The sequence below is a fragment of the Agrobacterium sp. genome (genome assembly GCF_059499945.1).
Genome location: NZ_JCABZP010000011.1, coordinates 379,978 through 403,361, shown reverse-complemented (window position 1 = coordinate 403,361; position 23,384 = coordinate 379,978). Strand labels below are relative to the sequence as shown.

The 23,384-nt window shown below is 61.1% G+C and carries 20 protein-coding genes; 8 read left to right on the top strand and 12 right to left on the bottom strand.

Annotated elements, in window-relative coordinates:
• The first annotated feature begins 43 nt into the window (after positions 1 to 43).
• Together AC5I5B_RS10780 and rhaI are read left to right on the top strand one after the other, a co-directional pair.
• The gene (locus AC5I5B_RS10780; RefSeq protein ID WP_111833884.1) at positions 44 to 2,140 is read left to right on the top strand and encodes a bifunctional rhamnulose-1-phosphate aldolase/short-chain dehydrogenase; all 2,097 of its coding nucleotides are present in this window, start codon (positions 44 to 46) and stop codon (positions 2,138 to 2,140) included.
• Positions 2,141 to 2,328: 188 nt separating this feature from the next.
• Complete coding sequence (gene rhaI, locus AC5I5B_RS10775) at positions 2,329 to 3,621, top strand: L-rhamnose catabolism isomerase (protein WP_111833930.1); 1,293 nt, start codon at positions 2,329 to 2,331, stop codon at positions 3,619 to 3,621.
• A 158-nt stretch (positions 3,622 to 3,779) separates the two neighbouring features.
• Here the strand turns inward: rhaI and panB are convergent, their stop codons facing one another.
• The 8 genes from panB to AC5I5B_RS10735 all read right to left on the bottom strand — a co-directional run bounded on the left by panB (position 3,780) and on the right by AC5I5B_RS10735 (position 12,671).
• Positions 3,780 to 4,619: a 3-methyl-2-oxobutanoate hydroxymethyltransferase gene (gene panB, locus AC5I5B_RS10770; RefSeq protein ID WP_111833883.1), complete on the bottom strand. Its 840-nt coding sequence runs from the start codon at positions 4,617 to 4,619 to the stop codon at positions 3,780 to 3,782.
• On the bottom strand, positions 4,616 to 5,494 hold the full coding sequence (gene panC / locus AC5I5B_RS10765) for a pantoate--beta-alanine ligase (protein ID WP_060724892.1): 879 nt from the start codon (positions 5,492 to 5,494) through the stop codon (positions 4,616 to 4,618). The genes panB and panC overlap by 4 nt, the downstream gene beginning before the upstream one ends.
• Before the next feature lie 151 nt (positions 5,495 to 5,645).
• Complete coding sequence (locus AC5I5B_RS10760) at positions 5,646 to 6,416, bottom strand: enoyl-CoA hydratase-related protein (RefSeq protein ID WP_111833882.1); 771 nt, start codon at positions 6,414 to 6,416, stop codon at positions 5,646 to 5,648.
• A gap of 5 nt (positions 6,417 to 6,421) precedes the next feature.
• The gene (locus AC5I5B_RS10755) at positions 6,422 to 7,333 is read right to left on the bottom strand and encodes a hydroxymethylglutaryl-CoA lyase (protein WP_111833881.1); all 912 of its coding nucleotides are present in this window, start codon (positions 7,331 to 7,333) and stop codon (positions 6,422 to 6,424) included.
• Position 7,334: 1 nt separating this feature from the next.
• Entirely contained in the window at positions 7,335 to 9,326 is a 1,992-nt protein-coding gene (locus AC5I5B_RS10750) for an acetyl/propionyl/methylcrotonyl-CoA carboxylase subunit alpha (protein ID WP_111833880.1), read from the bottom strand.
• A gap of 7 nt (positions 9,327 to 9,333) precedes the next feature.
• Positions 9,334 to 10,935, bottom strand: a complete 1,602-nt coding sequence (locus tag AC5I5B_RS10745; protein WP_111833879.1) for a carboxyl transferase domain-containing protein — start codon at positions 10,933 to 10,935, stop codon at positions 9,334 to 9,336.
• 8 nt (positions 10,936 to 10,943) lie between these two features.
• Positions 10,944 to 12,116 carry an isovaleryl-CoA dehydrogenase gene (locus AC5I5B_RS10740; protein WP_111833878.1) on the bottom strand — a complete coding sequence of 391 codons (1,173 nt, stop codon included), beginning with the start codon at positions 12,114 to 12,116 and terminating at the stop codon, positions 10,944 to 10,946.
• A gap of 81 nt (positions 12,117 to 12,197) precedes the next feature.
• Positions 12,198 to 12,671: an Lrp/AsnC family transcriptional regulator gene (locus AC5I5B_RS10735; protein ID WP_003500312.1), complete on the bottom strand. Its 474-nt coding sequence runs from the start codon at positions 12,669 to 12,671 to the stop codon at positions 12,198 to 12,200.
• Positions 12,672 to 12,853: 182 nt separating this feature from the next.
• On the opposite strand from AC5I5B_RS10735, the gene AC5I5B_RS10730 reads away from it, so the two are divergent.
• From AC5I5B_RS10730 to gpmI, 6 genes are all read left to right on the top strand, one after another.
• The gene (locus AC5I5B_RS10730; protein ID WP_031234247.1) at positions 12,854 to 14,017 is read left to right on the top strand and encodes an acetyl-CoA C-acyltransferase; all 1,164 of its coding nucleotides are present in this window, start codon (positions 12,854 to 12,856) and stop codon (positions 14,015 to 14,017) included.
• A 12-nt stretch (positions 14,018 to 14,029) separates the two neighbouring features.
• Entirely contained in the window at positions 14,030 to 15,157 is a 1,128-nt protein-coding gene (locus tag AC5I5B_RS10725; protein ID WP_111833877.1) for an acyl-CoA dehydrogenase family protein, read from the top strand.
• Between the two features lie 44 nt (positions 15,158 to 15,201).
• Positions 15,202 to 16,440 (top strand): 3-methyl-2-oxobutanoate dehydrogenase (2-methylpropanoyl-transferring) subunit alpha, encoded by a 1,239-nt coding sequence (locus tag AC5I5B_RS10720; RefSeq protein WP_111833876.1) that lies wholly within the window; start codon positions 15,202 to 15,204, stop codon positions 16,438 to 16,440.
• A gap of 3 nt (positions 16,441 to 16,443) precedes the next feature.
• A complete protein-coding gene (locus AC5I5B_RS10715) occupies positions 16,444 to 17,457 on the top strand; it encodes an alpha-ketoacid dehydrogenase subunit beta (RefSeq protein ID WP_065695100.1) in 1,014 nt (337 codons plus the stop codon).
• Between the two features lie 2 nt (positions 17,458 to 17,459).
• Positions 17,460 to 18,731, top strand: coding sequence for a dihydrolipoamide acetyltransferase family protein (locus AC5I5B_RS10710; RefSeq protein ID WP_111833875.1), 1,272 nt, complete (start codon positions 17,460 to 17,462; stop codon positions 18,729 to 18,731).
• 344 nt (positions 18,732 to 19,075) lie between these two features.
• Entirely contained in the window at positions 19,076 to 20,593 is a 1,518-nt protein-coding gene (gene gpmI, locus AC5I5B_RS10705; protein WP_087745790.1) for a 2,3-bisphosphoglycerate-independent phosphoglycerate mutase, read from the top strand.
• A gap of 73 nt (positions 20,594 to 20,666) precedes the next feature.
• Here the strand turns inward: gpmI and AC5I5B_RS10700 are convergent, their stop codons facing one another.
• The 4 genes from AC5I5B_RS10700 to blh are packed head-to-tail and all read right to left on the bottom strand — an operon-like array spanning position 20,667 to position 23,150.
• Positions 20,667 to 21,104, bottom strand: a complete 438-nt coding sequence (locus AC5I5B_RS10700) for a YeeE/YedE family protein (RefSeq protein ID WP_060724882.1) — start codon at positions 21,102 to 21,104, stop codon at positions 20,667 to 20,669.
• The gene (locus AC5I5B_RS10695; protein ID WP_060724881.1) at positions 21,101 to 21,508 is read right to left on the bottom strand and encodes a YeeE/YedE family protein; all 408 of its coding nucleotides are present in this window, start codon (positions 21,506 to 21,508) and stop codon (positions 21,101 to 21,103) included. Before AC5I5B_RS10695 ends, AC5I5B_RS10700 begins: the two co-directional genes overlap by 4 nt.
• Positions 21,505 to 21,861 carry a sulfite-sensing transcriptional repressor BigR gene (gene bigR / locus AC5I5B_RS10690; protein WP_003506973.1) on the bottom strand — a complete coding sequence of 119 codons (357 nt, stop codon included), beginning with the start codon at positions 21,859 to 21,861 and terminating at the stop codon, positions 21,505 to 21,507. The genes AC5I5B_RS10695 and bigR overlap by 4 nt, the downstream gene beginning before the upstream one ends.
• A complete protein-coding gene (gene blh / locus AC5I5B_RS10685) occupies positions 21,855 to 23,150 on the bottom strand; it encodes a bifunctional sulfur transferase/dioxygenase Blh (RefSeq protein WP_060724880.1) in 1,296 nt (431 codons plus the stop codon). Before blh ends, bigR begins: the two co-directional genes overlap by 7 nt.
• Positions 23,151 to 23,384 lie beyond the last annotated feature (234 nt).

Genomic DNA, 23,384 nt, shown 5'->3' with positions numbered 1-23,384 from the left:
CGGTATCGGCTCCGCGAATGCAGACAGATATTGGGAGGAAGACATGACGGGAAAATCCCGCCTTCTCGAAAGCCGTTGGGACGATGCTTACGCCAAGACGCTCGATGAGCCGGGCAAGCTGCTTTATCGCTCCAATCTGCTGGGTGCGGACAAGCGCATCACCAATTACGGTGGCGGCAACACATCCGCAAAGGTGCTCGAAACCGATCCGCTGACGGGCGAGAAGGTCCGTGTCATGTGGGTGAAGGGTTCCGGCGGCGATGTCGGCACCATCAAGCTCGACGGTTTTGCGACGCTTTATCTCGATAAGCTGGAAGCGCTGAAGGGCATTTACAAGGGTGTGGAGGACGAGGATCGCATGGTCGGCTTCCTGCCGCATTGCACCTTCAACCTCAATCCGCGCGCGGCCTCCATCGATACGCCGCTGCACGGTTTCGTACCTTATGATCATGTCGACCACATGCACCCCGATGCGATCATCGCGATTGCCGCCTCCAAAAACTCGAAAGAGCTGACGCAGCAGATCTTCGGCGATGACATTGGCTGGCTTCCCTGGCGCCGTCCGGGCTTTCAGCTCGGCCTCGACCTTGAGGCTTTCGTAAAAGCCAATCCCCAGGCCAAGGGCGTCGTGCTGGAAAGCCATGGCCTGTTCACCTGGGATAATGACGCCAAGGCGTGTTACGAACTGACGCTCGCCATCATCAACAAGGCGATCGAATGGTTTACGGCGCAGACCGAAGGCAAGACGATTTTCGGCGGTGCTGTGGCGAAAAGTCTGCCCGTTGCCGAGCGCCGCGCCATCGCTGCCCGACTAATGCCGGAAATCCGTGGCCGCATCGGCCGCGAGGAGCGCAAGCTCGGCCATTTCGACGATCAGGATCCGGTTCTCGAATTCGTCAATTCCAAGGATTTGAAGCCGCTCGGCGCGCTCGGCACCTCCTGCCCTGACCATTTCCTGCGCACGAAAATCCGCCCGCTGATCCTCGATCTCGATACCGCACATCCTGATGTGGACGCGTTGATGGCGGGTCTCGACGAGGCGCTGGAGGCTTACCGCGCCGATTATACGCGCTACTACGAAGCCTGCCGCCACGACAATTCACCTGATATGCGCGACCCGAACCCGGTGATTTTCCTGATCCCCGGTGTCGGCATGCTGTCGTTCGCCAAGGACAAGGCGACGGCCCGTATCGCCGGCGAATTCTACGTCAACGCCATCAACGTCATGCGCGGTGCTTCCACCGTGTCCGACTATCAGGGCCTTCCCGAGCAGGAAGCCTTTGATATCGAATATTGGCTGTTGGAAGAGGCAAAGCTGCAGCGCATGCCGAAGCCGAAGAGCCTTGCCGGTCGCGTGGCTTTTGTCACCGGTGGCGCCGGCGGCATCGGCCGTGCAACCGCCGAACGCCTGGCGGGCGAGGGCGCCTGCGTGGTGCTCGCCGATATTGACGAAGCGGCGCTGGATGCGGCCAAGGGCGATTTCGCCAAGCGTTACAGCACTGACGCGGTGCGTACCGTCAAGCTTGACGTGACGAAGGAAGATGCCGTGATTTCCGCCTTCGCGGAAGCGAGCGTGGAATTCGGCGGCGTGGATATTCTCGTCTCCAATGCCGGCATTGCCTCTTCCGCTCCGGTGGAAGACACGACACTTGCCATGTGGAACAAGAATATCGACATTCTCGCCACGGGCTATTTCCTCGTTTCGCGGGAAGCATTCCGGCTGCTGCGGCGTCAGAACCTCGGAGGCAACGTCGTTTTCGTTGCGTCCAAGAACGGCCTTGCATCCTCGCCCAATGCTTCCGCTTATTGCACGGCGAAGGCTGCGGAAATTCATCTGGCCCGTTGCCTCGCGCTGGAAGGGGCGGAAGCGGGTATTCGCGTCAACACCGTCAATCCCGATGCCGTGCTGCGTGGCTCGAAAATCTGGAACGGAGAGTGGCGCGAGCAGCGCGCGGCCTCGTCCAAGATCGAGGTGACCGATCTGGAGGAGCATTACCGCAAGCGCTCGATGCTGAAGCTCAATGTGTTCCCGGAAGACATCGCCGAAGCGATCTACTTCCTGGCGTCCGATGCTTCCGCCAAGTCGACCGGCAACATCATCAATGTCGATGCCGGCAACGCGCAGAGCTTTACGCGGTAGGACGTTCGGCACGTTCTCACTTCCGTCATTCCGGCCCTGAGCCGGAATCCAGCCAGCCCAAGTCCTTGGGCTGAAAAGACTCTCTCCGCCGCACAGACGTGCGTCGGCTGGATTCCGGCTCAAGGCCGGAATGACGGAGGTGAGCGCGATGAACTAGCATGCACTGGACCGATTCCCGGGAGGAAGAGATGACCGAGACGAAAATCGCCGCCGACATCATCGCGGCCGAAAACGAAAAACGCGCTGGCGCGCTGAAGGACGATTATCAGGCGCTTGGCAACCAGCTGGCCCGTCGCAATATCGATATCGACGCAGTCACGGCCAAGGTCGCGGAGTTTTTCGTTGCCGTGCCGTCCTGGGGCGTTGGCACCGGCGGCACCCGCTTTGCCCGTTTTCCCGGCGCGGGCGAGCCGCGCGGTATTTTCGACAAGCTGGATGATTGCGCTGTCATCAACCAGTTGACACGGGCGACGCCGAACGTCTCCCTTCACATTCCGTGGGACAAACAGGACCCGAAGCGTTTGAAGGCCCATGCCGCTGCGCTGGGTCTCGGCTTCGATGCCATGAATTCCAACACGTTTTCGGACGCGCCGGGTCAGAGCCATTCCTACAAATATGGTTCGCTCAGCCACACGGATGCCGCGACGCGCCGGCAGGCCGTCGAGCACAACATCGAATGTATCGAGATCGGTAACGCCATCGGCTCGAAGGCGCTGACGGTTTGGGTGGGCGATGGCTCCAATTTCCCGGGCCAGAGCAACTTCACCAGAAGTTTCGAGCGTTATCTTGCGGCCATGGCCGATATCTACAAGGCGCTGCCGGATGACTGGCGTATCTTTTCCGAACACAAGATGTATGAGCCGGCTTTCTATTCCACTGTCGTGCAGGACTGGGGCACCAATTACCTGATCGCCAATACGCTCGGTGAAAAGGCCTTCTGCCTCGTTGATCTCGGCCACCATGCGCCGAACACCAATATCGAGATGATCGTCGCCCGGCTCATCCAGTTCGGCAAGCTCGGTGGTTTCCACTTCAACGATAGCAAATACGGCGATGACGATCTGGATGCCGGCTCAATCGAGCCATATCGCCTGTTCCTCGTTTTCAACGAACTGGTGGATGCCGAATATCGCGGCGTGAAGGGTTTCCATCCCGCCCATATGATCGACCAGTCGCACAATGTGACGGACCCGATAGAAAGCCTGATTTCCAGCGCCAACGAAATCCGCCGCGCTTACGCGCAGGCGCTGCTGGTGGATCGCGCGGCTCTCGATGGCTATCAGCAGGATAATGATGCGCTGATGGCATCAGATATGCTGAAAAGGGCTTACCGTACCGATGTGGAGCCGATCCTCGCCAAGGCCCGGCAGCTGGCGGGCGGCGCTATCGATCCGGTGGCGACCTATCGGGCGAGTGGTTATCGCAAGCAGGTTGCGGCGGAGCGCCCGGCTTCGGTTGGCGGTAGTGGCGGGATTGTGTAGTCGTTCGCTTTGCTGGATGCAAAGCCTGCGATCAGGCCGAATATACCGCTGAGAGCTGACAGCGTCGCCTCAACCTCTCCTCCGTCATCCTCGGGCTTCACCCGAGGATGACACCGAGTTTTAGTCAGGGCGTTGTCCAGCAAGTCAGTCCGGATCCTTCAATCGCGCGAAGGCGATTGCCTGCGAACCTGAAACGTATGCTCCGGCCCCGGAAACACGCCGGAGCGCACCTCATCTGCATAACTTGCCGCCGCTTCCGAAACGGTCGAACCTAGATCGGCGAAACGCTTGACGAATTTCGGTTTGAAGTCAGTGAAAAGGCCGAGCATGTCGTCGGAAACGAGCACCTGCCCGTCGCAGGCCGGAGATGCGCCGATGCCGACCGTCGGCGCGGCGAGTTTTTCGGTCAGTTCCCGGGCCAGCGGCTCGACGGTGCCTTCCACGACGATGGCGAAGGCGCCGGCCTGATCGACTGCAATCGCGTCACGCCAGATTTTCTGCGTTTCCGCGTCCGAATGTCCGAGCGAGCGGAAGCCGCCGGCGGTGTGCACCAGCTGTGGCATCAGCCCGACATGGCCGAAGACGGGAATGCCGCGCGCCACCAGAAAGGCGATGGTCTCCGCCATCTCCTCGCCGCCCTCCAGCTTAACGCCGTCGCAGCCGGTTTCCTGCATCAGCCGCACGGCGTTGCGGAACGCCTGTTCCTTTGATTCCTGATAGGTCCCGAAGGGGAGATCGACGATGACGCAGGCGTGTTCGACACCACGCATCACGGCGCGGCCGTGGGCGATCATCATATCCAGGGTGACGCCGACCGTCGTGTCCATGCCATAAAGTACCATGCCGACTGAATCGCCAACCAGCAGCAGGTCGCAATGCGGATCGAGCAGGCGGGCAATCGGCGTCGTATAGGCGGTCAGGCAGACGATGCGCGCCTCGCCTTTCATCTGCCGGATGGAGGCTGTTGTCAGCCGCTTGTGTTTTCCATGGGCGCTCATTGGGCAGCCTCCCGTTGATCGATCTTGACGCGCCCGATGACGCGGTTGTCGAGGAGCCGTGTACTTCCGACCCTGACGAACAGCGCCACCAGCACCGGCCCCGCCTGCAATGAAGCAATGGGGGCGAGCGTATCGGGATCGCGCACGGCGACGACTTCCGGTGAGGCCAGCGGCTCGGCTGCGATGAGTTTTTCTATGGCTGCCTCGAATGCGGCTGGGTCGTCGAAGCCTTCAGCATAAAGCCGTTCAGCTTCGTCCAGCGCGCGCGGCACGATCACGGCGGCGGCGCGTTCTGCGGGGTTTAGATAAACGTTACGCGAGGAGCAGGCGAGCCCATCCGCCTCGCGCACGGTGGCGACGGGCACGACCCTGACCGGCTGGGCGAGGTCCTCGACCATGCGGCGGATCAGTGTCACCTGCTGATAGTCCTTCTCACCGAAATAGGCGGCATCCGGCTGGACGAGGTTAAAAAGCTTGGTCACGACGGTCGTGACGCCGGCGAAATGCCCCGGCCGCACCGCGCCTTCCAGTTGGCTACCCAGTTCGGGCACATCCACGACGGTCTGCATCGGGCGCGGATACATCTCGGAGACTTCGGGCGCGAAAAGAATGTCGACATCAGCCTCTTCCAGCAATGCGCTGTCGCGGGCGAGATCGCGCGGGTAACGGGCCAGATCCTCATTCGCGCCGAATTGAAGCGGGTTGACGAAGATCGAAACCACTGTCACGCCGTTTTCCGCTTTGGCTTGGGCAACGAGCGTCAGATGACCGATATGGAGAAAGCCCATGGTCGGCACGAAGCCGATGGTTTTGCCCGCACGGCGAAAGGCAGCGGTGGCATCCCGCAATTCGGCGACGGTTTTTACAAGCTGCATGGGTCTCCTCCGGCTCCCCCAATCGCGGTCCGGCGAAAGGTGCTGGATAGAACGCGATTTGCCCAACGGGGTCAACGCACGCATCGGGATTATATCGATTGACCCCAGGACGACTTTCGAAAAAATCTGTCCTCGGGCAGCGCGGCGGCGATCACTCCACCCAGTGCGGCTTCCTTTTTTCGACAAAGGCCAATCGCCCCTCCCGCGCCTCGTTGCTGCCGCTGATCGTGGCAATGACGCTTTCGGCAAAGGCAAGCCGCTCGGCGGACGACATATCGCGCATCTCTAGCAATGCCGCCTTTCCGGCCGCGATCGCGCCCGGCGCATTCTGCCGCAGCCGGGCGAGAACATCCACAACCACGCCGTCGAGTTCGGCCGACGGGACGGCCCGAGTGACGAGGCCAAGACGCTCCGCGTCAGCAGCGCTGATCGCGACGCCGAGATAGGCCATTTCCTGAAGCTGGCCCAGTGGCATCTTCGCCAGAAGCTTCGCCGCCACCATGGCCGGAAAAAGCCCAACGCGCACTTCCGGCAAACCGAATTCGGCATGAGCGGCGGCATAGGCAAGATCACAGGCGGCGACGATGCCAAGCCCGCCGGCCAGAACTTGGCCATTGATGCGGGCCATGACGATCTTGTTGCAGCCCTCGATGGCGCGCATCACATCGGCAATGGGGTTCGTTCCATCAGGCGAGAGGAACATACCCCCGGCGCTTTCCTTGAGGTCTGCCCCGGAGCAGAAACTGCGGTCTCCCGCGGCCGTTATCACCACGGCGCGCAGGCCACTATCACTCGATGCCGCGCGGATGGCCTTCGCCAGGGCGTCCGTCATCGCAGCATTCAACGCGTTGTGTACCTCCGGCCGGTTGAGCGTCAGCCAGAGAATGTCCTTGCGCCTTTCGCTCAGCAGCTCATTCGCCATGCGCGTCACCCTTCCTGTCTTGCCGCAAGCAGCGCCTTGCCGGCGCGGGCCGCATTCGGTCTGCCGAGATGCAGGCTGATCCAGTCGCCGGTTTTCGCCACTGCCATCAGGTCGATACCAGTTTTAATGCCAAGCCCCTGCAGCAGATAAACGACGTCTTCGGTGGCGACGTTGCCGCTGGCGCCCGGCGCGAAGGGGCAGCCGCCCAGCCCGGCGACGGAACTGTCGAAGACGGAGATACCTTCATCCAGCGAGGCCAGCACATTGGCGACGCCCTGGCCATAGGTATCGTGAAAATGCATGGCGATTTTTTTGCGCGGAATGTTGGCCGACACCCGTTCGATGATTTTGCGAATATGCGCGGCCGTGCCGATGCCGATCGTATCGCCGAGCGAGATTTCGTAACAGCCAAGCGCGATAAGCGCCTCGGCCATTGCCGCCACCTCATCGGGCGCGACCGCGCCGTCATAGGGGCAGCCGGCAATGCAGGAAACGTAACCGCGTATGAGGATGTTTCGCCCGCCCGCCGCCTCCGCGACATCGCGCAGGCGCTCGAGGCTTTCGGCGCGCGAGCAGCCTATATTGTGCTGGCTAAAGCCTTCGGAGGCGGACACAAAAACGGCGATTTCCGTCACGCCGGCTTCAATGGCGGCCTCGAAACCTTTCATATTGGGAACGAGCACCGGATAGGCGGTGCCGGATCGTCGTTCGAGGCCCTGAAATACCTCCTTCGAGTCAGCCATTTGCGGCACTTTTTTGGGCGAGACGAAAGCGCCCGCTTCCACCGCAGTCAATCCGGCTGCGGCCAGCCGCTCGATCAGCTCGATCTTGATGGCGGTTGGAACCTCGGCGCTTTCGTTCTGCAGGCCGTCGCGCGCGCCCACTTCGACGATTTTTACCGTTTGGGGCCAGCTCATCTCACGCCCCCTCCGGTTCGAAATCCACCAGCACCGCACCGGCCGCGACCATATCGCCCTCGACGCAATTGATGGCCGTGACCGTGCCTTTCGCTGGTGCACGGATCGTGTGCTCCATTTTCATCGCCTCCATCACCACTAGCGCCTCGCCGGCTTCAACCGCAGCACCGTTCCGGCTCAGCAAAGCACGGATAACGCCGGGCATGGGTGCTTCCAGACCGCCGGTGTGGGTGGAGGAATCCTCGATATCGACGGGATCAGGCTGGGCGATGCGATAATGCTCGCCATTCAGGAAAAGCGCGTAACTGCTGCCTTCTGCAAAAAAATGGCCCTGCCTTTTCCTGTCTTCCATGGTTGCACGGAATTTGCCGTCGTCCGAGAGGCTGCCATGGGCGCTGATCGTCCGCCCGTCGATGGCAAGCGACAAACCGTCCGCCTCATGCGTGACGCCGACGTTAAGCGGCTGGTTCTCAAAGGTGAAATACAGCGTTTCCCGCGACGGCGCGTTGAGGCGGAAGGCGGCTGCCGTGTTCCACGGGCTATAGGGATCGGCCTCTGAACCTGACTTTCCGTTTTTCTGCCGCGAGAGCAGCAGGCCAAGCGCGGCCGTGGCTATCTCGTTCCCATCCTTCGGGGCCGGGGCAAAAAGCACGACATCGCTGCGGGCTATGAAGCCCGTATCGAGTTCGGCTTTTGCGAAGGCCTCCAGTCCCGCAAGCCGGGTCAGAAAGGCGGCATTGCTGGCGACGCCACAGATCGCCAGATTTTCCAGCGCCAACCGCAGACGCCGCACCGCCGATGGGCGGTCACGATCCCAGACGATCAGCTTGGCGATCATCGGATCGTAATGCACGGTAATGGCGTCGCCGGCGCGGATGCCGCTGTCTATCCTGACGTGAGGACCTTGATCGGGAAAAACGAGATGGCTGACCGTGCCGATCGACGGCAGGAAATCGTGCGCCGGGTCTTCGGCATAAATCCGGGCCTCGATGGCGTGGCCGTTTATGTTGAGATCCTCCCAGCCCTCCGGCAGTGCCTCACCATCCGCAACACGGAGCTGCCATTCGACCAGATCCAGGCCGGTAATATATTCCGTCACCGGATGTTCGACCTGAAGCCTTGTATTCATTTCCATGAAATAGAACTCGCCGGAAGGGTCGAGCAGGAATTCCACGGTTCCCGCGCCGCGATAGTCGATGGCGCGGGCGGCGGCGACCGCCGCTTCATACATGCGTTGCCTGAGCGCATCGGGCAAGCCGGGGGCGGGGGCTTCCTCTATGACCTTCTGGTGCCTGCGCTGGATCGAGCAATCGCGCTCGAAAAGTGAGAAACAATTACCGTGGCCATCGGCAAAGACCTGCACTTCCACATGTCGCGGCCGCTCCAGATATTTTTCGATCAGCATGCGGTCATTGCCGAAGGCGGCCAGCGCCTCGCGTTTTGCGCCGGCAAGTTCCGCCGCAAATTCGCGTTTCTTCCGCACGATGCGCATGCCCTTGCCGCCGCCGCCGGCCGAGGCCTTGAGCAGAACGGGATAACCTATGGCGTCCGCTTCACTGCGAAGCCGCTCTTCCGCCTGATCCTCACCGTGAAAGCCGGGAACGACGGGAACGCCCGCCTTCGCCATCAGCGCTTTCGCCTCGCTTTTCCCGCCCATGGCGCGGATCGCTGCCGCCGGCGGGCCAATGAAAACAAGACCGGCGGCGGCACAGGCTTCGGCGAAACCGGCATTTTCCGAGAGGAAACCATAACCCGGATGGACCGCTTCCGCGCCGGTCGCTTTTGCGGCGGCGATGATTTTTTCGCCGTCGAGATAGGAGGCACGTGCGGGCGCGGGGCCAATGGCGATTGCCTCGTCGGCCAGTGCCACATGCATGGCGTCACGGTCGGCATCCGAATAGACGGCAACGGTGCGTATGCCCATCTTGGCGGCGGTGCGGATGATGCGGCAGGCGATTTCGCCCCTGTTGGCGATCAGTATTTTCGAGAACATCGTCGCCTCACATCCTGAATATGCCGAAACGGGTGGGTTCTATCGGTGCGTTGAGCGCGGCGGAGAGACCGAGGCCAAGCACGAGGCGGGTATCCCTGGGATCGATGATGCCGTCATCCCACAGCCTCGCGCTGGCATAATAGGGATGTCCTTCCCGCTCGTATTTTTCCCGGATCGGTTGCTTGAACGCCTCTTCGCCTTCCTTCGACCAGTGGCGGCCATCGGCCTCGATACCATCGCGGCGGATTTGTGCCAGAACAGAGGCCGCCTGTTCGCCGCCCATGACCGAAATGCGGGCGTTGGGCCACATCCACAAAAAGCGGGGCGAATAGGCGCGACCGCACATGCCGTAATTGCCCGCACCGAAGGAGCCGCCGATGATGACGGTGAATTTCGGCACTTTTGCCGATGCGACGGCGGTGACAAGCTTTGCGCCATCCTTGGCGATGCCGCCGGCCTCATAGGCCTTGCCGACCATGAAGCCGGTGATGTTCTGCAGGAAGACCAGCGGAATACCGCGCTGGCAGCAGAGTTCGATGAAATGTGCGCCCTTCAGCGCCGATTCCGAGAAGAGAATGCCATTATTGGCGATGATGCCTACGGGATAGCCATGAATATGGGCGAAACCGCAGACCAGCGTGGTGCCGTAAAGCGCCTTGAATTCGTCGAATTCGGAACCATCCGCCAGACGTGCGATGATCTCGCGGACCTCGAAGGGTTTTCGCGTATCGGCGGGAACGATGCCGTAAAGTTCATCCGGCGGATAAAGCGGCTCCATCGGTTCGCGAATGTCCAGCTCCACCTGTTTGCGGCGGTTGAGCGTGGAGACGATCCGCCGGGTCAGTGAAAGCGCGTGGCGGTCGTCATGGGCGTAATGATCGGTGACGCCCGATTGCCGCGAATGCACATCCGCGCCGCCCAGTTCCTCCGCGCTCACCACTTCACCAGTTGCAGCCTTCACCAGCGGCGGGCCGCCGAGAAAGATCGTGCCCTGATTTTTGACGATCACGGACTGGTCGCTCATGGCGGGCACATAGGCCCCGCCAGCCGTGCAGCTGCCCATCACCACGGCGATCTGCGCGATGCCCTCCGCAGACATATTGGCCTGATTGTAAAAGATACGGCCGAAATGATCGCGGTCGGGAAATACCTCGTCCTGATTGGGCAGGTTCGCACCGCCGGAATCCACCAGATAAATACAGGGCAGGCGGTTTTCAGCGGCGATTTCCTGCGCGCGCAGATGTTTCTTGACCGTTAGCGGATAATAGGTGCCGCCCTTCACCGTCGCATCATTGGCGACGATGACGCATTCACGGCCCGACACCCGGCCAATGCCGGTGACGATCCCGGCGGCGGGAACGGGTTCGTCATAGACCTCGTAAGCGGCGAATTGCGAGAATTCGAGAAATGGGCTGCCGGGATCGAGAAGCGCTTCGATCCGGTCGCGCGCCAGCAATTTGCCACGGGACAGATGCCGTTCGCGGGCCTTGTCGCCGCCACCCCGCGTGATTTTTTCGACGTGCTGCCTCAGGTCGTCCACCAGACCAGACATGAACGCGGTATTGGCGGTGAAGGTGGGATCGCGGTTCAGACTGGATGTAAGCTTCATCGCGTTCCTCACCCGTTGCCTTTGACCAGTTCGCGGCCGATCAGCATCCGGCGGATTTCGCTGGTGCCCGCGCCGATTTCATAAAGCTTGGCGTCGCGCAGCAGCCGTCCGGCCGGGCTTTCATTGACGTAGCCGGAACCGCCGAGAAGCTGGATCGCATCCAGCGCCACCTGCGTCGCCCGCTCGGCAGCAAAAAGAATCGCGCCTGCCGCATCCTGCCGCGTGATGCGGCCATTGTCGCAGGCGCGTGCCACGGCATAGACATAGGCGCGGGAGGCGTTCATGGCCGAATAGATATCGGCGAGCTTTCCCTGCACCAGCTGGAATTCACCGATCGGCTTGCCGAATTGCTTGCGCTCACGGGCGTAAGGCAACACCAGATCGATTGCCGCCTGCATGATGCCAACAGGGCCGGCGGCCAGCACGGCGCGCTCGTAATCCAGCCCGCTCATCAGCACCGTCACGCCGTCATTGAGACGCCCGAGGATGTTTTCCTCGGGCACCTCGCAATCCTCGAAAACCAGTTCCGAGGTGGGTGAACCGCGCATGCCGAGCTTGTCGAGTTTCTGGGCGGGGCGAAAACCCTTGAAGCCCTTCTCGATCAGAAAGGCCGTGATGCCGCGTGGGCCGGCGGACATATCCGTCTTGGCGTAGACAACCAGCGTATCGGCCTCGTGGCCGTTGGTGATCCACATCTTCGCGCCGTTCAGGAGATAGCGGTCGCCCCTGCGTTCCGCCTTCAGCCGCATCGAGACGACATCCGACCCGGCTTCCGTCTCGCTCATCGCGAGCGAACCGACATGCTCGCCGGAAACCAGCTTTGGCAGATATCGGCGTTTTTGCTCTTCCGTTCCCCAGCGATGAATCTGGTTGATGCACAGGTTGGAATGCGCGCCATAGGAAAGGCCGATGGAAGCCGATGCCCGGCTTATCTCCTCCATTGCCACGCAATGGGCGAGATAGCCCATGTCAGCACCGCCGAATTCCTCCGAAACGGTGATGCCGTGCAGGCCCAGTTCGCCCATCTGCGGCCAGAGCTTTCTTGGAAATTGGTCGTCGCGATCGATCTCCGCCGCTAGCGGGGCGATTTCATCGTCGGCGAATGCTCTCACGCTGTCGCGCAGCGCTGCGATTTCCGGGCCGAGATCGGCGTCGAAAATGGCGGCGAGGTTCAAACTCATCGCGTCTCCTCCTCCGGACGGCCGTTTATCTCCGTCCCTCTCGTCAGCGGCCAGCACCTCCTCCGTGCTGGCAACTCTCATTTATGGCGCGTCACCTCCGGTGAAGGCGGCGGAACGGCGAACGAATGTCTTGATGGCGAAATTGGACTGGATGCGCGACACACCGGGAACCGTGGTCAGGAAATCCAGAAGCTGCTGATAATGCGGTAGATCCCGCACCATGGCATGAATGAGATAGTCGGAACTGCCGCTCGTCTGGTAGCCGCCCACCACTTCCGGAATGGAGGCGACATGGTGCTCGAACGTCGTCAGCGCTTCCTTGATCTGCCGTTCCAGCGTGACGGAAATGAAGACGCCCATATTGCCGAGCAGCCGGTTCTCATCGAACACGGCGGTATAACCGCGAATGATGCCTTCCTCTTCCAGCTTGCGGACACGGCGCAGCGTCGGCGTGAAGGAAAGGCCGATCCGGGCCGCCAGATCGCGCCAGCTCACCCGCCCGTCATCGCCGAGCACATGGAGAATCTTCTGGTCGAAACTGTCGAGCTCAATCATGGATCATTTGCTCTATGATATGACTAATTGTTGGATCAAAGATATCGTCAATCAAAAAACTGTCAATCAAAATAGCTTTGAAATGAATTCGAGATAGTGATAGCGTTCACATCAGTCGCGGTCTGGAGGAGATTGCGATGATGGTCGTTCTCTCTGTGGGAGGATGGCCCAGGGAGGTGAATTTGGCTGCGCATGACCCTGTCGTTATCGTCGGGGCCGCCCGTACTGCTATGGGTGGGTTCCAGGGCGAATTCAAATCGGTAGCGGCGCCCGATCTCGGGGCGGCGGCGATCCGCGCGGCCGTCGAACGGGCCGCAATTTCACCCGCTGATATCGACGATGTGCTGATGGGCTGCGTGCTCTCGGCCGGACAGGGGCAGGCTCCGGCCAGACAGGCGGCCATTGCCGCCGGCATTCCCAACTCGGTTGGCGCGACGACCATCAACAAGATGTGCGGCTCGGGCATGAAGGCGATCATGCTGGCGCATGACCAGCTTGCTGCGGGAAGCTCTTCCATCGTGCTTGCGGGCGGCATGGAAAGCATGAGCAGCGCGCCCTATCTGCTGGATCGCGCCCGCAATGGCTATCGTCTCGGCCACGGCAAGCTCACCGACCACATGTTTCTCGACGGCCTTGAAGACGCTTATGACAAGGGCCGGCTGATGGGCACTTTCGCGGAAGATTGCGCGCAAGATTATCAGTTCACGCGCGCCATGCAGGATGATTACGCGTTGGCATCATTGGAACGCGCCCGACGCGCTATCGCGGAAGGGGCTTTCGAGGCGGAAATCATTTCTGTCGGCGATGTTGCCGTAGACGAGCAGCCGGGGAAGGCCCGCCCGGAAAAAATCCCACAACTGAAGCCCGCCTTTCGCGATGGTGGAACGGTGACGGCGGCCAATTCCAGCTCCATTTCGGATGGCGCGGCCGCTCTTGTTCTCATGCGCAGATCGGAAGCGGAAAGGCGGTGTCTTTCACCTCTGGCAACGATCATCGGCCAGACCTCCCATGCGGATGCGCCTGCAAAATTTCCGACGGCTCCCATCGGCGCGATGAAAAAGCTGTTCGAAAAAACCGGATGGGCGGCGAAGGATGTCGATCTGTTCGAAATCAACGAGGCCTTTGCCGTAGTCGCGATGGCGGCGATGCGCGATCTCGATCTGCCGCATGAGAAGGTGAATGTGCATGGCGGCGCCTGTGCGCTCGGCCATCCCATCGGGGCTTCGGGTGCACGCATCGTCGTCACCTTGCTGTCCGCCTTGCAGCGTCACGGGCTGAAGCGCGGCGTGGCCGCCGTCTGCATCGGCGGCGGCGAAGCGACCGCGCTCGGTATCGAGCTACATTGAGGGGAGGCGGCGATGATCCTGAATGAAGCCCAGCAGCAGATCAGGGACATGGCCCGCGATTTCGCCCGCGAGCGGCTCGCCCCCGGTGCTAGCGCGCGCGACCGGGAAAGCCGGTTCCCGAAAGACGAGCTGAAAGAAATGGGCGGGCTCGGTTTCCTCGGCATGCTGGTCTCGGAGGACTATGGCGGGTCGGAAACCGGTGCCGTCGCCTATGCCCTGGCGCTGGAGGAGATCGCCGCCGGTGACGGCGCCTGTTCCACCATCATGAGCGTCCACAATTCGGTTGGGTGCGTACCGATCCTGAAATTCGGCACGGAAGATCAGAAGCAGCGTTTCCTGCCCAAGCTCGCCGCCGGCGAATGGATCGGCGGTTTTGCGCTCACTGAACCGCAGGCTGGTTCCGACGCCTCCAATCTGAAGACACGCGCCCGGCGCGATGGCGACCGATACATTCTGGATGGCGCGAAACAGTTCATCACATCAGGCAAGAATGGCGACGTCGTCATCGTTTTTGCCGTCACCGATCCGGCGGCGGGAAAGAAGGGCATCAGCGCCTTCATCGTGCCGACTGATACACCGGGTTACGAGGTAATCAGGGTTGAGGAAAAACTCGGCCTGCATTCGTCCGATACCTGCCAGATCGCCTTCACCGACATGGCAGTCCCAGTCGAATTGCGGCTCGGCGAAGAGGGGCAGGGATATCGCATTGCGCTCGCCAATCTGGAAGGCGGCCGCATCGGTATCGCCGCGCAGGCGGTCGGCATGGCGCAGGCCGCTTTTGAGGCGGCGCGGGATTATGCCCGCGAGCGCAAGGCCTTCGGGCAGGCAATCATCGAGCATCAGGCGGTGGCGTTTCGGCTTGCGGATATGGCGACGCGGATTACGGCGGCGCGGCAGCTGGTGCTGCATGCGGCGGCGCTGAAGGAGGCGGGCGAACCCTGCCTTTCGGAAGCCTCGATGGCCAAGCTCTTTGCTTCCGAAATGGCCGAGCGTGTCTGCTCGGACGCCATCCAGATTCACGGCGGTTACGGCTACATGGCGGATTATCCGGTGGAGCGGATCTATCGCGATGTGCGCATCTGCCAGATTTACGAGGGAACCAGCGATGTCCAGCGGATGGTCATCGCGCGCAACCTCTGAAAATTGTTTCGTCGTCTGGAGGAGATGGCGATGGGAGGAGTAGAATGGATATTACCGAAACCACGCATCTCAGCCTGCATGTGCCGGAGCCAGCGGTGCGGCCCGGTGACCAGCCGGATTTCTCCAATGTGAAAATACCCAAGGCCGGCTCCGTGCCACGCCCGGAGGTGGATGCCGCCCCTGAAAGCATGCGCGATCTCGCCTATTCCATCATCCGTGTCCTCAATCATCAGGGTGAGGCCGTCGGGCCGTGGGCCGGGCTGCTCTCGGACGAGGAATTGCTGGTGGGCCTCAAAAACATGATGCGGCTGCGGGCTTTCGATGCCCGCATGCTGATGGCGCAGCGGCAGGGCAAGACGTCCTTCTACATGCAGCATCTGGGCGAAGAGGCTGTCAGTTGCGCCTTCCGCAAGGCGCTTTCCAAAGGCGACATGAATTTCCCGACCTACCGGCAGGCGGGACTGCTCATTGCCGATGACTATCCGCTCGTCACCATGATGAACCAGATTTACTCCAACGAGCTCGACCCGCTGCACGGGCGGCAATTGCCGGTTCTCTATTCCTCGAAGGAACACGGCTTCTTCACCGTGTCAGGCAATCTCGCCACGCAATATGTGCAGGCCGTCGGCTGGGCGATGGCATCTGCCATCAAGGGCGATACGAAAATCGCGGCCGCCTGGATCGGCGACGGTTCGACGGCGGAGTCGGATTTTCACTCGGCAATGGTCTTTGCCTCCACCTATAAGGCGCCGGTCATCCTCAACATCGTCAATAACCAATGGGCGATTTCCACCTTTCAGGGCATTGCGCGCGGCGGTTCTGGCACCTTTGCGGCGCGCGGGCTGGGTTTCGGCATTCCCGCACTCCGGGTCGATGGCAATGATTATCTCGCCGTTTATGCCGTTGCGCGCTGGGCCGTGGAACGGGCGCGCCGCAACCTCGGTCCGACGCTGATCGAATATGTCACCTATCGTGTCGGCGCCCATTCCACCTCGGATGATCCGAGCGCTTATCGCCCCAAGACGGAGTCCGAGGCGTGGCCCCTGGGCGACCCGGTTCTGAGGCTCAAGAAACATCTCGTCCTGCGCGGCGTCTGGTCGGATGAACGGCACCGGCAGGCGGAGGCGGAAATCGCCGATGAGGTGCTGGAAGCCCAGCGCGAGGCGGAAAGCCACGGTACGCTGCATGAGGGTGGAAAACCGCCGAAAAAGGATATTTTCGAAGGCGTCTACGCCGAGATGCCGCCGCATCTCGTCCGCCAGCGCCAGAAGGCAGGGTGGTGAGACATGACAAGAATGACGATGATCGAAGCCGTCCGCAGCGCCATGGATGTCTCCATGGAGCGCAGCGACGATGTCGTGGTTTTCGGTGAGGATGTGGGCTATTTTGGCGGCGTGTTCCGCGCCACTCAGGGGCTGCAGGGAAAATACGGCAAGACCCGCTGTTTCGACGCGCCGATCAGCGAATCCGGCATTGTCGGCACGGCGATCGGCATGGCCGCTTATGGTCTGCGGCCTTGCGTCGAAATCCAGTTCGCCGATTATATGTATCCCGCCTATGACCAGATCACCCAGGAAGCGGCGCGTATCCGGTATCGCTCCAATGGCGATTTCACCTGCCCGATCGTTCTCCGCATGCCCACCGGCGGCGGGATTTTTGGCGGGCAGACACACAGCCAGAGCCCGGAAGCCCTCTTCACCCATGTCTGCGGGCTGAAGGTGGTGGTCCCTTCCAATCCTTATGATGCCAAGGGGCTGCTGATCGCATCCATCGAAGACCCCGACCCCGTGATGTTTCTGGAGCCGAAGCGGCTTTATAATGGCCCCTTCGACGGGCACCATGACCGGCCGGTAACGCCCTGGTCCAAACACGAGATGGGCGAGGTGCCGGAAGGTCACTACACCATTCCCATCGGCAAAGCCGAAATCCGCCGCCCCGGAAATGGTGTCACCGTCATCGCTTATGGCACCATGGTGCATGTGGCGCTGGCGGCGGCGGAAGAGACCGGCGTGGATGCCGAGATTATCGACCTTCGCAGCCTCTTGCCGCTCGATCTCGATACCATCGTGAAATCGGTTTCGAAGACCGGCCGCTGCGTCATGGTGCATGAGGCAACGCTGACCTCCGGCTTCGGGGCGGAAGTCGTATCGCTGGTGCAGGAACATTGTTTTTATCATCTCGAGGCCCCCGTCGTCCGCGTCGCCGGCTGGGATACGCCTTATCCCCATGCGCAGGAATGGGACTATTTTCCGGGACCTGCCCGCGTCGGGCGAGCCCTTGTCGAAGTCATGGAGGCCTGATTATGGCGGAATTTGTTCTCACTATGCCTGATGTCGGTGAAGGTGTGGCGGAAGCCGAACTGGTGGAATGGAACGTCAAACCGGGTGATCTCGTCCATGAGGACATGGTGCTGGCCGCGGTGATGACGGACAAGGCGACGGTGGAAATCCCCTCACCCGTGGCGGGCGTGGTCACCTGGCTCGCCGTGACGGTTGGAAACACCGTGCCGGTGAAGGCGCCGCTCCTGCGCATTGAAACCGATGTCGCTGCCGTCGCGCTCAATGGCAGCGTGCCGGAAACGGAAGCGCCCGCCCAGATAACGGAAGCGCCTGCCGACATGACGGACACGCCGCCACCCGTTGAAACCCAGCCGACGGTGCGCCAGACCGAGGAGGGGCCACCGGCGCCCGCAGCCGAACTGCACCACAAACCGCTGGCATCCCCCGCCGTCCGCCAGCGCGCCGACGATCTCGATATCGATCTCGCACAGGTCAAGGGAACGGGCCCGGATGGGCATATTACCCATGCCGATCTCGATGGGTTTTTAACCGTGCGGGGGCGGCCGGAACGCCCCGAGCCGATAGCGCCCCACGATAGCGCCGTCGAGGAGGTGAAACTGACAGGGCTGCGGCGCAAGATTGCCGAGAAGATGGTGCTTTCCGCCTCCCGCATTCCCCACATCACCTATGTCGAGGAAGTCGACGTGACCGATCTGGAGGATTTGCGGGCGACCATGAACGGCAACCGCCGTTCCGGGCAACCGAAGCTGACGATCCTGCCGTTTCTGATGCGCGCGCTGGTGAAAGCCGTTGCGGATCATCCCGGCATGAATGCCACCTTTGATGACGAAAAAGGGGTCGTCAGCCACTATGAAGCCGTTCATATCGGCATCGCCACGCAGACGCCGTCGGGCCTGACGGTCCCGGTCGTACGCCACACGGAAACGCTCGGCCTCTGGGAATGCGCAGAGGAAGTCGCACGCGTTGCAGAAGCCGCCCGCACCGGCACGGCCCATCGGGAAGAACTGATCGGCTCCACCATCACCATCAGTTCGCTAGGAGCATTGGGCGGCGTGGTCTCGACGCCCATCATCAACCATCCCGAGGTGGCGATCATCGGCGTCAACAAGATCATGACGCGGCCGGTCTGGGATGGGATTCGCTTTGTGCCTCGCAAGATGATGAACCTGTCTTCCAGCTTCGACCACCGGGTCGTCGATGGCTGGGATGCGGCGGTCTTCATCCAGGCCCTCAAGGCTCTCTTGGAAAAGCCGGCGCTGATTTTCATCGAGTGAAGGCGACCCGTGCTCCCTCATCCCTGTGCCTGTCACAGGGATCCAGCCAGCCCAAGTCATTGGGCTGAAAGGACTCTCCCCGCCGCGCAGACGCGCGTAGGCCGGATTCCTGTGACGAGCACAGGAATGAGGGCGCATGCGTGTCATGACGGCATTTTTGAGCTCGCGTTTTCAACCTTCACGGAACTGTTTCGGTGTCGGTATAGGCTTGCGTTCGTCATCTTCGGGTATAGAAGAGAAGAACGAGAAGCATGTTTTCTCATCATGATCATAGTGGCGGAAGAGGGCGCTCCGGTGCCCGGCGGTCCGCCCTCCGCCGGCAACCGAACGAAGAAGGTCCTCCCATGCAAACTCCCAGACCCGTTGTCCTGACTATTCTCGATGGCTGGGGGCTGAGTGAGGATACATCCAGCAATGCGCCTGTTCTGGCGAACACGCCGACCATGGACCGGCTTTTTGCCACCTGCCCGAATGCGACGCTGACCACCTTCGGCCCGAATGTCGGCCTGCCCACCGGGCAGATGGGCAATTCTGAAGTGGGCCACACCAATATCGGCGCGGGCCGCATCGTTGCCATGGATCTCGGCCAGATCGATCTGGCGATCGAGGATGGCAGCTTTTTCCGCAATGCGGCGATGCTTGATTTCGCAGCCAGGGTAAAAGCCGCGGGCGGTGTGGCGCATCTGATGTGCGTGGTTTCCGATGGCGGCGTCCATGGCCATATCCTTCACGGCCAGGCGGCGGTGAGGTTGATGATCAGCCACGGCCTGAAGGTCGTGGTGCATGCCATCACCGATGGCCGCGACGTCGCGCCGCAATCGGCTGAAGATTTTGTGGCGGCGCTGGTAGCGAGCCTGCCGCAAGGCGCCAGCATCGGCACGGTAATCGGCCGTTATTATGCGATGGATCGCGACAATCGCTGGGAGCGCGTCGAGAAAGCCTATGACGCCATGGTTCTGGCGAAAGGCGAACACGCGCGGGATGCGGTGAGCGCCGTTGCCCAGAGCTACAAAAACAATGTCACCGACGAATTCATCCTGCCGACTGTGATCGATGGTTATGAAGGTTTCAAGGCTGGCGACGGCCTGTTTTGCCTGAATTTCCGCGCCGACCGTGCGCGTGAAATCCTGCTTGCCATTGGTGCCAATGATTTCGACGGTTTTCCGCGCGAAAAGCCCGTGCTTTCGGCGCTGCTCGGTATGGTCGAATATTCCACCCGCCACAGCCATTTCATGACGACGGCCTACCCCAAGCGCGATATCGTCAATACGCTCGGCGCCTGGGTGGCAAAACAGGGGCTCACGCAGTTTCGCCTCGCCGAGACGGAAAAATATCCGCATGTCACCTTCTTCCTGAATGGCGGCAAGGAAGAGCCGGAAGTCGGCGAAGACCGCTTCATGCCGAAATCGCCGAAGGTTGCGACCTACGACCTGCAGCCTGAGATGAGCGCGCCCGATGTGACGGAGAAATTCGTCGAGGCGATCGGCAAGGGTTACGATCTTATCGTTACCAATTACGCCAACCCTGACATGGTCGGCCATACCGGCGATCTGCAGGCCGCAATCAAGGCCTGCGAAGCCGTGGATCGCGGACTTGGTGCGGTCGTTGCCGCGCTCGAAAAAGTGGGTGGCGCGATGCTTGTCATTGCCGACCACGGCAATTGCGAAACCATGGTCGACCCGGTGACCGGCGGCCCGCATACGGCCCACACCACCAATCCGGTGCCGGTGATCCTTTTTGGCGGGCCGGAAGGTGCAAAGCTGCATGCCGGTATTCTCGCCGATGTCGCGCCCACCTTGCTGCAATTGATGAATGTGCCGCTGCCGCCGGAAATGACGGGCAAGAGCCTGATCGACCTCTAATCAAACGAGTCGCGCGGGAGCGTTCCAGCCCCGCGCGACTGCCCGTTTCCCGCGTTCGGGACGAGCGTCTTTGCTATGGCTGTTTTGCGTAGAGACGGTCGTGGACCAGCATGCCGGCAATCATGGCGCAGACGAAAAGAACGACCGGCATCAGCCCGAGGGCGAGAGCCGATAGTGCCGGGCCGGGGCAGAAACCGGCAAGCCCCCAACCGATGCCGAAAATGGCCGAGCCTGTTATGAGCGGCCGGTCGATGCGGGTTTTTGCGGGCAGGTTGAAATCCTCAGTGAGGACGGGCCTGGCAAGACGTCGGCTGAGCAGCACACCCGGCGCGGCGACCATCACAGCACCGCCGAGAACGAATATCAGGCTCGGGTCCCAATGGCCGCTTGCCACGTCGAGAAAGCCGGAAACACGGGCGGGATCGACCATGCCTGACAGCGAGAGGCCGAAGCCGAACAGCGCTCCTGCGGCCAATGCCAGGGCAACACGGGCCACGGCCGGATTTTTCATGACAGGGCTCCTGCTATCGTAGCGGCACAGATGCCTGATATCAGGAAGGTTACGGTCGCGGCGATGGAGCGCCGGGAAAATCGCGCCAGTCCCATGATGCCGTGGCCGGACGTGCAGCCGGAGCCCATGCGTGTGCCAAAACCCACCAGCAGGCCGGCAATGAGGATGAGCGGCCATGGTGCAACGAGGGTGATGGCAGGCAGCCGGCCGAATGCCGCGGCATAGATATAAGGTCCGGCCAGCAAGCCGGTGACGAAGGTGAGATCGGCAAGACGCCGCTCCTTGCCGAGCATTTTGCCCATGATCCCGCTGATGCCGGCAATACGGCCGTTAAAAAGAAACAGCATAATACTGGCAAGACCGAGCAACATGCCGCCGAAAAGAGAGGGCCAGTAGGGGCTCACAGGGTCTCCTCCTCCGGCGCGCAGAATATGGTGTAAAGGGCCTCGATCAGTTGCGCTGCTTTCGCTTCGCTCAGTTGGTAGAAGATTTGCTTGGCGTCGCGCCGGGTTTCGACCACGCCGGCTTCCCGCAGCACGCCCAGCTGCTGGGAAAGCGTCGGCTGGCGGATATCCAGCTTGACCTCCAGTTCGCCGACGGAAAATTCCCCCTGCGCCAGCGTGCAGGCGAGCATCAACCGCGCCGGGTGGGCAAGTGTTTTCAGAAGCAGCGCGACCTCGACAGCCCTCTCCTCCATGGCGGGAAGGGGAATTTCAGCAATGTGCGGAGTCTTTTCCAGCGCGTTTTCCTTTACCATGTGCTGCCCTCCAGCACGTCGAGCGGGAATTTCAGATAACGTTTGCCATTCGCTTCCGGCTCCGGCAGGCGGCCGCCGCGAATATTGACCTGCAGGGCGTGCAGAATGAGCTTTGGCATCGGCAATGTGCGATCCCGTGTTTCCCTGAGGCGGATGAAGCCCTCCTCCGTCATGCCGGCCAGATGCGGATTGCTGCGCTTCTGTTCGCCGACCGTGCTTTCCCATTTCGGAGCGCGGCCACCGGGCTGATAGTCATGGCCGGTGAAAATCCGTGTTTCGTCGGGAAGGGCGAGAATATCCTGAATAGACGCCCAGAGTTCTCTGGCGCTGCCGCCCGGAAAATCGGCGCGCGCAGTGCCTGAATCGGGCATGAAAAGCGTATCGTGCACAAAGGCGGCATCTCCCACCACATAGGTCACGGAGGCCAGCGTATGCCCGGGTGAAAACAGCACGCGCGCTTCCAGGGAGCCGATATCGAACCTGTCGCCCGCCTCGAACAGCCGGTCCCATTGCGAGCCGTCGGTTTCGAGATCCGGCCAGTTATATTTCTCCTGCCAGAGCCTCTGTACGCCGGTAACTTTCGCGCCGATCGCCGTCTGCGCACCGGTCTTCTGCTTCAGGTAATGGGCGGCGGAAAAATGGTCGGCATGGGGATGGGTATCGAGAATCCATTCCACCGACAGGCCCTGGCTCGCCACATAATCCAGAATGGCGTCGGCATTCATGGTTCCGGTTGCACCGGACTTCTCATCGAAATCATAGACCGGGTCGATAATGGCGCAGCGCTTGGTCGCAGGATCGGAAACGACATATTGCACGCTCCATGTGCGCGGATCGAAGAAGGCCTTGACGTGTGGAACCGCCGCCGCGCGTCGCTCCAGCCAGCGGGTGGCGCCGGAAAGGTCAAAGCCATGCGCCTTGCCGAAAGCCGCGATGTCGGCCCACTCGATGCGCCCATCCAGCGCTTCGCCGAGAACATGAAGCGTGAGTGCGCGCGTGCCGCCCTTGCAATGGGCAAAAACGGGGCCGTCCGCTTCCGCCATTTTCTGCTGGAAGGCGCGGATATCGGCTTCGGTGATGGCAGGGCCGCTGACCGGGATGAAGCCATATTCCATGCCTGCCGCGCTGGCGGCGCTTTTTTCCTGCACATTGCCTGGCTGACCGGGCTCTTCACCATCAGGCCGGGCATTGATGATGCTTTTATAGCCCTGGGCGGAGAGCGATTGGAAATCGGCGATCATCGGCTGGCCCGCAACGGTCAGACGCTCGTTGATCTTCACGGCATTCATCGGCATCTCCTGTTGTAATAAATTAATATATATTATTATATAATGTATATTGTTTGTTTGCAAGAGGCGAAAAGCGTCTTCGTTCCGGATATCTCCCGCTGGATTTCAAGAGAGATTCGGGAGGAAACCCTAGAGACGGGATTTCTTCGTTTTGTGACGGATGAGCGGAGATTGCCTGTATTCGGCATGCAAAAACATGCCTAGTGCCTGAAAGCACTCAGGCACAAGGCATTT

Excerpts from the sequence above, each read along its gene's own strand:
- AC5I5B_RS10740 (WP_111833878.1), bottom strand. The coding sequence starts at position 12,116 with ATGAGTTTGAACCTCGCCGCCATTTTCGACGCCGATCTCGGCCCGGAA.
- AC5I5B_RS10780 (WP_111833884.1), top strand. The coding sequence starts at position 44 with ATGACGGGAAAATCCCGCCTTCTCGAAAGCCGTTGGGACGATGCTTAC.
- AC5I5B_RS10760 (WP_111833882.1), bottom strand. The coding sequence starts at position 6,416 with ATGGCGAATGAGCTGCTGAGCGAAAGGCGCAAGGACATTCTCTGGCTG.
- AC5I5B_RS10725 (WP_111833877.1), top strand. The coding sequence starts at position 14,030 with ATGATCCTGAATGAAGCCCAGCAGCAGATCAGGGACATGGCCCGCGAT.
- rhaI (WP_111833930.1), top strand. The coding sequence starts at position 2,329 with ATGACCGAGACGAAAATCGCCGCCGACATCATCGCGGCCGAAAACGAA.
- panB (WP_111833883.1), bottom strand. The coding sequence starts at position 4,619 with ATGAGCGCCCATGGAAAACACAAGCGGCTGACAACAGCCTCCATCCGG.
- bigR (WP_003506973.1), bottom strand. The coding sequence starts at position 21,861 with ATGGTAAAGGAAAACGCGCTGGAAAAGACTCCGCACATTGCTGAAATT.
- AC5I5B_RS10755 (WP_111833881.1), bottom strand. The coding sequence starts at position 7,333 with ATGAGCTGGCCCCAAACGGTAAAAATCGTCGAAGTGGGCGCGCGCGAC.
- blh (WP_060724880.1), bottom strand. The coding sequence starts at position 23,150 with ATGAATGCCGTGAAGATCAACGAGCGTCTGACCGTTGCGGGCCAGCCG.
- AC5I5B_RS10720 (WP_111833876.1), top strand. The coding sequence starts at position 15,202 with ATGGATATTACCGAAACCACGCATCTCAGCCTGCATGTGCCGGAGCCA.
- AC5I5B_RS10735 (WP_003500312.1), bottom strand. The coding sequence starts at position 12,671 with ATGATTGAGCTCGACAGTTTCGACCAGAAGATTCTCCATGTGCTCGGC.
- AC5I5B_RS10750 (WP_111833880.1), bottom strand. The coding sequence starts at position 9,326 with ATGTTCTCGAAAATACTGATCGCCAACAGGGGCGAAATCGCCTGCCGC.
- gpmI (WP_087745790.1), top strand. The coding sequence starts at position 19,076 with ATGCAAACTCCCAGACCCGTTGTCCTGACTATTCTCGATGGCTGGGGG.
- AC5I5B_RS10715 (WP_065695100.1), top strand. The coding sequence starts at position 16,444 with ATGACAAGAATGACGATGATCGAAGCCGTCCGCAGCGCCATGGATGTC.
- AC5I5B_RS10745 (WP_111833879.1), bottom strand. The coding sequence starts at position 10,935 with ATGAAGCTTACATCCAGTCTGAACCGCGATCCCACCTTCACCGCCAAT.
- panC (WP_060724892.1), bottom strand. The coding sequence starts at position 5,494 with ATGCAGCTTGTAAAAACCGTCGCCGAATTGCGGGATGCCACCGCTGCC.
- AC5I5B_RS10700 (WP_060724882.1), bottom strand. The coding sequence starts at position 21,104 with ATGAAAAATCCGGCCGTGGCCCGTGTTGCCCTGGCATTGGCCGCAGGA.
- AC5I5B_RS10710 (WP_111833875.1), top strand. The coding sequence starts at position 17,460 with ATGGCGGAATTTGTTCTCACTATGCCTGATGTCGGTGAAGGTGTGGCG.